The 12,770-nt window shown below is 71.4% G+C and carries 9 protein-coding genes; 5 read left to right on the plus strand and 4 right to left on the minus strand.

The window, feature by feature from the left end; translation table 11 throughout:
* Window positions 1–85 precede the first annotated feature (85 nt).
* Entirely contained in the window at window positions 86–505 is a 420-nt protein-coding gene (locus tag ACFYW9_RS39260; protein ID WP_389159823.1) for a hypothetical protein, read from the minus strand.
* Between the two features lie 88 nt (window positions 506–593).
* Complete coding sequence (locus ACFYW9_RS39265; RefSeq protein ID WP_389159824.1) at window positions 594–1,397, minus strand: TNT domain-containing protein; 804 nt, start codon at window positions 1,395–1,397, stop codon at window positions 594–596.
* 559 nt (window positions 1,398–1,956) lie between these two features.
* On the opposite strand from ACFYW9_RS39265, the gene ACFYW9_RS39270 reads away from it, so the two are divergent.
* The 3 genes from ACFYW9_RS39270 (at window position 1,957) to ACFYW9_RS39280 (ending at window position 6,559) form a co-directional block, all read left to right on the plus strand.
* The gene (locus tag ACFYW9_RS39270) at window positions 1,957–4,020 is read left to right on the plus strand and encodes a M4 family metallopeptidase (RefSeq protein WP_389159825.1); all 2,064 of its coding nucleotides are present in this window, start codon (window positions 1,957–1,959) and stop codon (window positions 4,018–4,020) included.
* 306 nt (window positions 4,021–4,326) lie between these two features.
* Window positions 4,327–5,988 carry a M4 family metallopeptidase gene (locus tag ACFYW9_RS39275; protein WP_389159826.1) on the plus strand — a complete coding sequence of 554 codons (1,662 nt, stop codon included), beginning with the start codon at window positions 4,327–4,329 and terminating at the stop codon, window positions 5,986–5,988.
* 70 nt (window positions 5,989–6,058) lie between these two features.
* On the plus strand, window positions 6,059–6,559 hold the full coding sequence (locus ACFYW9_RS39280) for a DUF1990 family protein (RefSeq protein WP_389159827.1): 501 nt from the start codon (window positions 6,059–6,061) through the stop codon (window positions 6,557–6,559).
* 58 nt (window positions 6,560–6,617) lie between these two features.
* On the opposite strand, the gene ACFYW9_RS39285 is transcribed toward ACFYW9_RS39280, so the two are convergent.
* On the minus strand, window positions 6,618–7,061 hold the full coding sequence (locus ACFYW9_RS39285; protein WP_389159828.1) for a hypothetical protein: 444 nt from the start codon (window positions 7,059–7,061) through the stop codon (window positions 6,618–6,620).
* Between the two features lie 103 nt (window positions 7,062–7,164).
* A complete protein-coding gene (locus ACFYW9_RS39290; protein WP_351872273.1) occupies window positions 7,165–9,783 on the minus strand; it encodes a glycosyltransferase family 1 protein in 2,619 nt (872 codons plus the stop codon).
* Between the two features lie 328 nt (window positions 9,784–10,111).
* Here ACFYW9_RS39290 and ACFYW9_RS39295 point away from each other — a divergent pair, with 328 nt between their 5' ends.
* Window positions 10,112–11,338: a S8 family peptidase gene (locus tag ACFYW9_RS39295; protein ID WP_389159829.1), complete on the plus strand. Its 1,227-nt coding sequence runs from the start codon at window positions 10,112–10,114 to the stop codon at window positions 11,336–11,338.
* Between the two features lie 221 nt (window positions 11,339–11,559).
* A partial coding sequence (locus ACFYW9_RS39300; protein ID WP_389159830.1) for a maltotransferase domain-containing protein occupies window positions 11,560–12,770 on the plus strand: 1,211 nt, incomplete at its 3' end.

The raw sequence follows: 12,770 nt of genomic DNA on the forward strand, positions 1-12,770 counted from the left end.
CCGTGCCGGTCGCCCCACGGCGGACGGGCCGGTGCGCGGCGGGGTCTGTCCGGCCGTTCCCGCCCGGTCCCGGCGCCCGGCACCCCTACGCGGGGCCGTCTCCTTCCGCGGGCTTTCCGGGGTGCTCCCGGCCGGGCGTCCCGGCCGCCCGGCGGCGCAGCTCGGCGAGGGCCGCTTCGAGGTCGTCGTCGGCCTGTCGTCGCAGGGCCTCGGGATCGGGCCCCGGACCGGCCGGCTCTCCGGGCGCGGGCGCGGGGTCCGCGGGAGACGGTTCCCCGCCGAGGAGCCGGTCGTGGATCCACCGGCAGGCCTCACCCTCGTCGGCGAACCGCTCGAAGACCTGGCGGGTCCCCCGCTCGTGGACGCCCACGGTCCAGTCCCCGTCGTGACCGTCGAGGAAGTAGCGGTCGGCCGCGTGGTGGCGACCGGGACAGTCCGCGATCTCGTACGACGTGGCGGGGACCCCGGCCTCTTCGAGGGCCCGGCACAGCGCGAACCGGTCCATGCGCTCCGCCTTCCCCGGGCGGAGCCGGCCCGGTCGTCGCCGGGACCGGCTTCCGCGCGCGTACGTGTGCCACCGTGAGGGGGGCGGGTCAGTCGTTGGTGCGCACCAGCGTGCCGTTGCTCACGAGGTCCGCCACCGTGGTGCGGGGGATGTCCGGGCAGAACCGGCTCGACGTCACGTACTGGGTGCCGAGGCCGGGCTGCTCGAACCCGGGGGCGGTCTTGCCCGCGCAGACCGTCACGTCCTTGGCCAGCCGGTAGGTGTGGTAGTTGTACGGGTACCGCGGGTCCATGGTGTTGAGGCTCGACGGCGGGATGACGCGCTTGCCGTACTTGGTGCCCTCCGGGGCGAGGAAGCGGCCCGCCTCGCTGCCGAAGCGGTCGAGCCTCAGGCCGGCGTGGAGCACCAGCGGGGCGGCGAGCACCGCCCCGTTCCGGTGGGTGTAGCCGTCGTCCGGCGGGTAACGCCAGTCGCCCTGGCCCGAGTCGGCGGTGGGGTCCCACCACTTGTCGAGGAACTTCACGGCGGTGAGACGGCCGAGGCGTTCGTAGCGGTCGAGGATGTTCCCCAGCTCGCCCCTGGTCGGCAGCCGGCGGGGGCCCAGCCGCCAGTCACCGCAGAAGAAGAGGCGTCGCAGCCTCGGCGGGACGGGATCCGGCACGAGCCCCCGGCACACGCGCGAGGAGCCGGAGCCGCCCTGCCCGTCCGCCGGCTTCACGTGCCCGGGGGCCGGCTTCGGCCCCGGGGTGGCGGACAGGACGTGGACGGTGTCGGCCGCACGGCTGTCGCCGGGATGGGCGGCCGCCGCGGACGGGAGGGAGGCGCCGAGCATCAGAGAGCCGGTCAGGCCTCCCAGTGCCGCCAGGCTCGCACACCAATGTGACCTTCTCACCAAACCTCCTGCGGGTGTACCTGTCCGGATCGCACCGCCTCGCCCGGTCGGGGGCGCCGGGCACGGACCGGAATGTCGGGGATCACTCAAACCGCAGCGGCGGGAGGCGGGCGAGCGGACGTGCCGGAAAGCCCCCGAAAGGGTCTGGGCTTCATTCCGTTGCTGACGGCGGGCCGGTCATCTGGCGGTACGCGCCGCCGGGCCGGGGTCTCGCGCCGGGGCACCCCGAGGCGTTGGCCGAAACACCGTCACACCGCCGCACCGTCCCGCCGTTCACCCCGTTCACCCCGTTCACCCCGGGACGAACACCCGAAGGACAGTCCGTATACCGAACATGACTAACCGGACAACGAACCGTTTCCGGCCATTTTTGTGACGCGGTCCTGACAGAAAGGGTTATCTCCTGCCACTCTTCCCTCGGCAACTTCACAGCAACCTCACAGCAAACCCCGCTGTGTTGTGCCGTACGACCCCATGCACCTGGTTCCGCGTAACGCCCAGTTCTGCCCGGACGGGGTACTCCATCGTCCGGTCTCCCCTGGCCGCGCGACCCGCGGCCATGCAGAAGGAGTCAGTGTTGAGCAGCAGTTCTCCCCACAGACGCACCTCCCACATCACCAAGCGCCGCGTCGCCGGTGTCGCCCTCGTGGGCGTCACCGCCCTGCTGGCCGCGGCCGTCCAGTCGGGCGCCGCGAGCGCCTCCCCCGAGCAGGCCCCCCGGGCCGGCGGGGGCAACCCGGGCGCCGTCTCCATGAAGCTCACCGCGTCACAACGCGCCGAGCTGATACGCGACGCCGACGCGGCCAAGGCCACGACCGCCCGGGACCTGGGTCTCGGCTCCGGTGAGAACCTCGTCGCCCGTGACGTCATGAAGGACGCCGACGGCACCGTCCACACCCGCTACGAGCGGACGTACGAAGGACTGCCGGTCCTCGGCGGCGACCTGGTCGTCGACACCTCCAGGTCCGGGAAGACCGGGCACGTCTACAAGGCGACGAAGGCGTCCCTGAAGGTCGCCACCCTCAAGCCCGCGATCGCCGCCGCGACGGCGGAGAAGCAGGCGCTGTCCGCCGCCAAGGACGCCGGCTCCGCCAAGACCGCCGCCGACCAGGCCCCCCGCAAGGTGATCTGGGCCGCCAGCGGCAAGCCGACCCTCGCCTACGAGACCGTCGTCGGCGGCCTCCAGGACGACGGCACCCCCAACGAGCTGCACGTCATCACCGACGCGGCCACCGGCAAGAAGCTCTACGAGTACCAGGGCATCAAGAACGGCATCGGCAACACCCAGTACAGCGGCCAGGTGACCCTGACGACCACGCAGTCGGGCTCCACCTACACGCTGAACGACGGTGCGCGCGGCGCCCACAAGACGTACAACCTGAACCGCGGGACGTCGGGCACCGGCACGCTGTTCTCCCAGACGAGCGACACCTGGGGCAACGGCGCCGGGTCGAACGCCGCCACGGCCGGCGCAGACGCGCACTACGGCGCCGCGGAGACCTGGGACTTCTACAAGAACGTCTTCGGCCGCAGCGGCATCAAGAACAACGGCGTGGGCGCCTACTCGCGCGTCCACTACGGCAACGCGTACGTCAACGCGTTCTGGGACGACAGCTGCTTCTGCATGACCTACGGCGACGGCTCGGGCAACACACACGCGCTGACCTCGCTGGATGTCGCGGCCCACGAGATGAGCCACGGCGTCACCTCCAACACCGCGAACCTCAACTACTCCGGCGAGTCCGGCGGTCTGAACGAGGCGACGTCCGACATCTTCGCCGCCGGCGTGGAGTTCTACGCGGGCAACTCGACCGACGTGGGCGACTACCTCGTCGGCGAGAAGATCGACATCAACGGCGACGGCACCCCGCTGCGCTACATGGACAAGCCGAGCAAGGACGGCGGCTCCAAGGACTCCTGGTACTCGGGGGTCGGCAACGTCGACGTGCACTACTCGTCGGGTATCGCCAACCACTTCTTCTACCTGCTGAGCGAGGGCAGCGGCGCCAAGGTCGTCAACGGCGTCAGCTACAACTCGCCCACCTCCGACGGGCTTCCGGTCACCGGCATCGGCCGCGACAAGGCGCTGGCGATCTGGTACCGCGCGCTCACCACCAAGTTCACCTCGACCACCAACTACGCGGCGGCCCGCACCGGCACGCTCGCGGCGACGGGTGAGCTGTACGGCACGACGAGCGCCGAGTACACCGCGGTGCAGAACGCCTGGGCGGCCGTGAACGTCGGGACGCGTCCCGGCGGTGGCGGCGGTGGCGGTACGTCGTTCGAGAACACGGCCGACGTGTCGATTCCGGACAACGGCGCGGCGGTCACCTCCTCGGTCACGGTCAGCGGCCGTACCGGCAACGCCCCGTCGAACCTCGCGGTGGCCGTGGACATCGTGCACACCTGGCGCGGTGACCTGGTGATCGATCTGGTCGCCCCCGACGGCTCGACGTACCGCCTGAAGAACTTCAGCTCGTCCGACTCGGCGGACAACGTGAACGCGACCTACACGGTCAACGCGTCCTCCGAAGTCGCCAACGGCACCTGGAAACTGAAGGTCCAGGACCAGGCGGCCCAGGACACCGGCTACATCAACAGCTGGAAGCTCACCTTCCCGTAGGCCGCGGCGGAAGTCCGCACGCGAGCAGCGCGCCAGGGCGCCGCCCCGGAGGTTCGACTCCCCGGGGCGGCGCCCTCCTTTGCCCGGACGGACGTTTGCTTTGACCCGCCCTTGACGACGTCCGGTCCGGCACCGGAGAACCCAACTGTTCACCCGATCGACGATTTTCGGCCAAGGTCCTTATGGGCTCCTGACATGTACGCGCCCGGGATGGCACGCTTCACCCGCACGGCTCACTCGCACCGCAACTTCCCAACCGTTTCTTCGGCCCCCACGCCGTCGGACGCCCCCACATAAGGAGCTTGCGTGACCCCCCTCTACGCGCGTCACAAGCGCACCTCTCTGGCCATCGCCACCGCTGTCGCCGCCGGAGCCCTGCTCGCCACCGGTCTGACCACCGGTGCCGCCGCCCAGACGGCGGCTCTCCCCACCGGCAAGACCACCCCCCTCGCCGGTGCGCCCCTCCTGCTCTCCGCATCCGCGCGCACCGCACTCGTCCAGAAGGCCGACGCCTCCAAGGAGGAGACGGCCCAGCGCATAGGCCTCGGCGCCAAGGAGAAGCTGGTCGTCAGAGACGTCGTCAAGGACGTCGACGGCACGATCCACACCCGCTACGAGCGCACGTACAACGGACTTCCGGTCCTCGGCGGCGACCTCGTCGTGCACGAGAAGGCCGGCAAGAGCGAGAGCGTGACGAAGGCGACCAAGACGGCCATCAAGGTCGCCTCGCTCAAGCCGCTCGTCACCACCGCCAAGGCCGAGAAGCAGGCACTGACCGCCGCCAAGGACGCCGGCTCCGCCAAGACCGCCGCCGACCAGGCCCCCCGCAAGGTGATCTGGGCCGCCAGCGGCAAGCCGACCCTCGCCTACGAGACCGTCGTCGGCGGCCTCCAGGACGACGGCACCCCCAACGAGCTGCACGTCATCACCGACGCGGCCACCGGCAAGAAGCTCTACGAGTACCAGGGCATCGAGACCGGCACCGGCAAGACCCTCTACTCGGGCACGGTGACCCTCAACTCGACCCTGTCGGGCTCGACGTACAGCCTCACCGACGGTACCCGCGGCAGCCACAAGACGTACAACAAGTCGCACACCACGTCCTCCTCGGCGGGCACGCTGTTCACCGACGCGGACGACGTCTGGGGCACCGGCGCGGCCTCCAGCTCCACCACCGACCAGACCGCGGCCGCCGACGCCGCCTACGGCGCCCAGGTGACCTGGGACTTCTACAAGAACACCTTCGGCCGCAGCGGCATCAAGAACAACGGCGTCGCCGCGTACTCGCGCGTCCACTACGGCAACGCGTACGTCAACGCGTTCTGGGACGACAGCTGCTTCTGCATGACCTACGGCGACGGGTCGAGCAACACGCACCCGCTGACCTCGCTGGACGTGGCCGGCCACGAGATGAGCCACGGCGTCACCTCCAACACCGCGGGACTCAACTACTCGGGCGAGTCCGGCGGTCTCAACGAGGCCACCTCGGACATCTTCGGCACCGGTGTCGAGTTCTACGCGGCGAACTCCTCCGACGTGGGCGACTACCTCATCGGCGAGAAGATCAACATCAACGGCAACGGCACCCCGCTGCGCTACATGGACAAGCCCAGCAAGGACGGCGGCTCCGTGGACTACTGGTCCTCCACGGTCGGCAGCAAGGACGTGCACTACTCGTCCGGCGTCGCGAACCACTTCTTCTACCTCCTCTCGGAGGGCAGCGGTTCGAAGACGATCAACGGCGTCAGCTACAGCTCCTCGACCTACAACGGCTCGACGGTCACCGGCATCGGCCGGGCCAAGGCCCTGCAGATCTGGTACAAGGCGCTGACGACCTACATGACGTCGTCGACGAACTACAAGGGCGCCCGCACGGCCACCCTGTCGGCGGCGTCCGCGCTGTACGGCTCCAGCAGCACCGAGTACGCGACGGTGGCGGCCGCCTGGACCGCGGTCAACGTGAGCTAGTGCGACCGTAATCGAACCGAGGCGGCACCCGGCACGGTTCCGTGCCGGGTGCCGCCCTACTCTTGCCCCCATGCCCTACACGTACGAGGACGTGGGCGCGACCCGCGAGGACCGCTGCCCCCCGGGCTTCCACCGACTGCACGTCCGCTCCCGCATAGGCGAGGGCGAGGCCGTGTTCCGGCGGGCGTCCGAAGCCCTGATGACCTGGGAACTGCACCGGGCCATGGGGATCCGCATGGTCACCGAGGCCGACAAGGCGGCACCGGGCGTCGACGTCACGGTCGGCATCGGCCTGATCAAGGCCCCCTGCCGCGTGGTCTGGACCGCCGAGGAATACCGGCGCACCGCATGGGCCTACGGAACCCTGTCCGGTCATCCCGAGAGCGGCGAGGAGGCCTTCGTCGTCTCCCGCACCGGCGACGGCACCGTCTGGCTGACGATCACGGCCTTCAGCCGCGCGGCCAAGTGGTACGCCCGCGCGGGCGGCGCCGCGACACGCGGCCTCCAGCGCGCCTACGCCCAGCGTTGCGGCACGGTGATGCGACGACTGTGCGCGGGACTCGAGGAGTAGGCGTCCCGGCCCGGCCGGCGCGGTACCCCTGGCGGGGACAGCCGAGGGCTGTCCCGCCTCATACCGGCGGGAGGTCTTCGCGCAGCCACCCCAGGACGAGTCCCAGTCGGCGAACATCGGTATCAGGGCTCCAGCCCCGCTGCTCACAAGCATCGAGCAGCAGTTCCCCCTGCTTCACCACGTCGCCCGCCAAGTCGGCGCGTCCCGTGTAGCACGGAGCGAGGCCGACAGCCCCTTCCGGCACGATCGCCACGATCTGGATCCTTGCCCCCATGGGCAGCATTTCGACCGCAAGCGGACCGTCGAAGAAGTCCACCTCGGCCTTCCCGCCGGACAGGGCCTCGCGGACCCCCTCCGCCAGGGCGGTCACGTACGGCACGATCATGTCGTTCCATCCCCGGTGCGGAAAATGCAAACCGTCCATCTCGTGCCAGACATTCCCCCAGATCGTGCCGGAGCTCGCCCGCTCCAAAGAATCCGTCTCGATGAACGTGCGGAACATCGCCCCTCCGGCCACCCTGTTTCCGACCAGTCAATCGCAAGAAGAAAGCCGGCGCCGACCATATGGGCGGTCGGCGCCGACAGATCCCGTCACGGGGCGTCCGTCACCGCATCAGCAGGCCCGCGCCCTCTCCCGTCCCCTCCGAGGGCACCGCCAGCAGGCCCATTTCCGCGCCGGAGGCCAGCAGGCGGTGCGACGGCAGGATGCGGACCGTGTAGCCGAAGGGGCCCGTGCGGTCGAGGGACAACGGACCCTCGTACGCCCAACGACCTTCCAGGTCCGGGCCGTTGGTCGGCTTCAGCGGGACACAGACCGCGTCCGCGATGCGGTCGTCCCCGTCGACCCGGCCCGCGACCGCCTGGACCTCCACGTCGTCGGGGACGAGGTCGCCGAGGCCCACGCGAACGCGCAGCGACAGCGTGGTGCCCAGTTCGGCGGTCGTGGTGGCCGAGGACGCCTCGACGTGATCGACGGTGACCCGCGGCCAGGCGGCGCGGACCCGCGACTTCCAGGCGGCCAGCTCGCCGGCCGTCTCGGCGGTGAGGGAACGGTGGGCCTGGGCCGCGGGGGCGTACAGGCGCTCCACGTACTCACGCACCATCCGGCCCGCCAGGACCTTCGGGCCGAGGTGGGTCAGCGTCCGGCGGACCATCTCGATCCACCGGTCGGGCAGACCCTCCTGTCCGCGCTCGTAGAAGCGGGGGGCCACCCGCTGCTCCAGGAGGTCGTACAGGGCCCCGGCCTCCAGCTCGTCCCGCCGGTCGTCGTCGGTCGCGGTGCCGTCCGCGGTCGGGATCGCCCAGCCGAAGTCGGGCTGGAACCACTCGTCCCACCAGCCGTCCAGGACGGAGAGGTTGAGACAGCCGTTGAGCGCGGCCTTCATCCCGCTCGTGCCGCACGCCTCCAGCGGGCGCAGCGGGTTGTTGAGCCAGATGTCGCAGCCCGGGTAGAGCTTCTGCGCCATCGCCATGCCGTAGTCGGGCAGGAAGACGATCCGGTGGCGCACCCGGGGGTCGTCCGCGAACCGGACGAGTTCCTGGATCAGCCGCTTCCCGCCGTCGTCCGCGGGGTGCGCCTTGCCCGCGACGACGATCTGGACCGGCCGCTCGGAGTGCAGCATCAGGTCCATGAGCCGGTCGCGGTCGCGCAGCATGAGGGTCAGCCGTTTGTACGAGGGGACCCGGCGCGCGAAGCCGATGGTGAGGACGTCGGGGTCGAGCACGCCGTCGATCCAGCCGAGTTCGGCCGTTCCGGCGCCGCGCTGGCGCCAGGACGCCCGCAGCCGGTCCCGTACCTCCAGCACGAGCTGTTCCCGCAGCACCCTGCGCAGGTCCCAGATCTCCTGGTCGGCGATCTCGGCCACCGCGTCCCAGCGGTCGGTGCCGCCGACGGTCAGCGCGTCCTCGGTGCGCTGCGCGCCGACCTGCCGGGCGCCGAGGCGGAAGACCTCGGGCGCCACCCAGGTCGGCGCGTGGACGCCGTTGGTGACGGAGGTGATCGGCACCTCCTCGGGGTCGAAGCCCGGCCAGAGCCCGGAGAACATCTCCCGGCTGACCTGGCCGTGCAGCAGGGAGACCCCGTTCGCCCGCTGGCCCAGACGCAGCCCCATCACGGCCATGTTGAAGAGGTTCGGCTCGCCTCCGGGATAGGTCTCCATGCCGAGGGCGAGGATGCGCTGGACGTCGATGCGCGGGAGTTCGGCGTCGGGGCCGAAGTGGCGGGCGACCGCCTCCCGGTCGAAGCGGTCGATGCCGGCGGGCACCGGGGTGTGGGTGGTGAACACCGTGCCGGCCCTGACCGCCTCCAGCGCGGACGCGAAGTCCAGCCCCTCGTCGGCGAGTTCGGCGATCCGCTCCAGACCGAGGAACCCGGCGTGCCCCTCGTTGGTGTGGAACACCTCGGGCTGCGGGTGCCCGGTCAGGCGGCAGTACGTCCGGACCGCCCGCACACCTCCTATACCGAGCAGCATCTCCTGGAGCAGCCGGTGCTCGCTGCCGCCGCCGTAGAGCCGGTCGGTGACCCCCCGTTCGCCGGCGCCGTTCTCCTCGACGTCGGAGTCGAGCATGAGCAGCGGGACGCGGCCGACCTGGGCCAGCCAGATCCGGGCGCGCAGCGCGCGGCCGCCGGGCAGCGCGAGGGACACCAGGGCGGGCGTGCCGTCCTCCTCGCTCAGGGGCACCAGGGGCAGTTCGTTGGGGTCGAGGACCGGATAGTGCTCCTGCTGCCAGCCCTCGCGGGACAGGGACTGGCGGAAGTAGCCGTGCCGGTAGAGCAGGCCCACGCCGATCAGCGGGACGCCCAGGTCGCTGGCGGCCTTGAGATGGTCGCCCGCGAGGATGCCGAGGCCCCCGGAGTACTGCGGCAGGGCGGCGGTGACGCCGAACTCGGGCGAGAAGTAGGCGATGGCGGCGGGCAGGTCGGAGGTCTGCGTCTGGTACCAGCGGTCGCCGCCGACGTACTCGCGCAGGTCGTCACGGACCGCGGCGAGACGGCGCAGGAAGCGGCTGTCCTCGGTGAGCTCCGCGAGCCGTCCGCCCGGCACGCTGCCGAGCAGTCGTACGGGGTCGCCGCCGCACTCGGCCCAGCGCTCGGGGTCGACGGACTGGAAGAGGTCGCGGGTCTCGGCGTGCCAGGACCAGCGGAGGTTGCGGGCCAGGTCACTGAGCGGGTGAAGGGCTTCGGGGAGAACGGGTCGGACGGTGAATCTGCGGATCGCCTTCACGAATTCCACCTTCACGGAGGACGTACGCGGCTGAGGGACGCACGGCGTTGTGCGGCCTTCGTCACCACGACGTTAGCGGTGAGGGTGCCTTCGCGACACGGCGCATCGCGGCACGGCCCCCGATCGGGGCCGACCGTGTGACATCGGCGTGAAATCGACGCAACCTTCACGAACACCCCGCCGACGGGTTGGCCGATTCCACCCGCATGGGCGGTCTTGTGGTGCTTCGCGCCGCACGAGAGGCTCACCGGGTGGCGTACGGCCGGACCCCGTCCCGAGCGGCCGGACCCGGCCTCGGTACGTCGCGTCGAGGAGGGGAACTCAGGTCATGGCACGGACGAGGAAGTGGCGTCTGCGCTGGGCGGCGGGTCTCACCGCGGTCACGACGGCCGCGGTGCTTTCGGCCAACGCCCCGCCCGCGCAGGCGGCTCCGGCGGGGCGGGTGTCCGGCGTGGGGGAGACCGGATCCGTCAGCGGCAGCTACATCGTGACGCTCAAGGGGGGTACGCGGGCTCCGTCATCGGCCGGCGCGGCCGTCGCGGGGCGGTACGGAGTGAGAATCAGCCATACCTACGGCGCGGCCCTCAACGGCTTCGCCGTGCGGGCCGACGCGAGACGGGCCCGGCGGCTCGCCGCGGATCCCCGCGTGGCCTCCGTCGTCCAGGACACCCGGGTGACGTTCGACGGGGTCCGGGTGGCCGGTGCGGCGTCCGGCCGTGTCCAGCGGAACCCTCCCTCGTGGGGCCTGGACCGGATCGACCAGACGGGCCGGCCGCTCGACGGGCGGTACACGGCACCCGCGTCGGCGGGTTCGGGGGTGACCGTCTACGTCATCGACACCGGCGTCCGCATCACGCACCGGGACTTCGGGGGCCGGGCGAGCTACGGCTGGGACTTCGTCGACGACGACGGGACGGCACAGGACGGCAACGGTCACGGCACCCATGTCGCCGGAACGGTCGCCGGAACCGGGTACGGCGTGGCCAAGAGGGCCAGGATCGTCGCCGTCCGCGTCCTCGACGACAGGGGGGCCGGTTCCACCGCCCAGGTGATCGCGGGCATCGACTGGGTCACCCGGCACGCGAGGAAGCCGGCCGTGGCCAATCTCAGCCTGGGCGGGTACGCCAACGCCCAGCTCGACGCGGCCGTCCGCAACTCCATAGCCTCCGGCGTGACGTACACGGTCGCGGCCGGCAACTCCGGGATGCCGGCCTCGCTCTTCTCCCCGGCCCGGGTCGCCGGGGCGCTCACGGTCGGCGCGACCGGCCGGACCGACGCGCGGGCGGGCTTCTCGAACACCGGATCCTCGCTCGACCTCTTCGCGCCGGGGGTGGACATCACGTCGACTTCGTACACCGGCGACAGGGCGAGAGCCACGAGCTCCGGTACGTCGATGGCGAGCCCGCACGCCGCCGGCGCGGCCGCGCTGTATCTGGCGGACCATCCCCGGGCCGCGCCCGCGCAGGTGGTGAAGGCGCTGGTGAGACGGGCGGTCCCGGGAAAGGTGTCGGGAGCGGGAACGGGTTCGCCGAACAGACTCCTGCGTGTCGGATGAGTCCGGTGGGGCGCTGGTACAACCAGGGTGATTCGGCCACACCGCACCGGCCTCGCCTGCCCGGGACGAGGCCGGTCTTGTGTGTAGACATACGCGTGAGTAGTTAACAAAGTGCCGGAATGCCCACCCGCATAGGGTGGGAAGGCTCCTCCGGTACGCCCGCAGGCCCCACCTCCCCACACCCCATCCGCCCACCCACGTTGACGCGGACAGGAGCGGTCATGCCCGCCACGCACCACACGTCGCCACCCCCGACGACCACCCCCGAGACACCCCGAACACGCACGGCCGAGGCCGGGCCCCGTCCGCCTGCCCCACCCGTCGCACCCGAGAAACCGTCGGCCGCCCCCGGCGCGCCCGGCTCCGGCGCGCGCCCGACGAGCGCCGTCTCCACCACCGGCGCCGGCGACCCGGACACCGGTACCTCCTCCGGGGCATCCGCCACCGCCCCGGAGACGTCGTCCCCCGACGCGTCCACTCCGGGAACGTCCGCCCGTCGCGGTACCGCCCCCAGGTCCAAGACGGCCAAGACCGCTCCCAGGACGGCCAAGTCGTCCGTTCCGAAAGCGGCCAAGCCGTCCGTTCCCGGGACGGGGAAGACCGCGTCGAAGGAGGTCAAGACCGCTCCGAAGGCGGGCAAGGTCACTCCGAAGGAGGTCAAGGCCGCCCCGAAGACGGGCAAGGTCACTCCGAAGGCGGGCAGGACCGTCGTCCCCGCCACCCGTACCCCCGGCTCCCCCGGCACCCCCCTCGCCCCGGCCGTCGCCCCGGCGACGGCCGTCGGACGCATCCCCGTCCTCGATGTGCGCCCGGTCGTGCAGCACGGGCGCCGTCCGGCCAAGGCGGTGGTGGGCGAGGAGTTCGAGGTGTCGGCCACGGTCTTCCGCGAGGGGCACGACGCCGTCGCCGCGAATGTCGTCCTGCGCGGCCCGGACGGCCGTCCCGGGCCGTGGACGCCGATGCGCGAACTGGCCCCGGGCACCGACCGCTGGGGTGCCCGGGTGAGTGTCGGCACGGAGGGCCGCTGGACGTACACGGTGGAGGCGTGGGGGGACCCGGTCACCACCTGGCGGCATCACGCGGGGATCAAGATCCCGGCCGGGCTGGACACCGAGCTGGTGCTGGAGGAGGGCGCGCTGCTGTACGAGCGGGCGGTCGCCGCCCTGCCGAAGGGGACCAAGGGCAGGAAGAGCAGGGACACGCTCCTCGGGGCCGTGGACGCGCTGCGCGACACCACTCGTCCCGTGGCCTCCCGTCTCGCCGCCGCGCTCACCCCGCAGGTGGACGCCGTCCTCGCGGAGCACCCGCTGCGCGATCTGGTGACGTCGTCCGAGCCCTTGCCGTTGCTGGTGGAGCGGGAGCGGGCGCTGTACGGGGCGTGGTACGAGTTCTTCCCGCGTTCGGAGAGCGGGCAGGTCGATCCGCCGGTGCA

It is taken from the genome of Streptomyces sp. NPDC002698 (genome assembly GCF_042888945.1).
Taxonomy (GTDB): Bacteria; Actinomycetota; Actinomycetes; order Streptomycetales; family Streptomycetaceae; genus Streptomyces.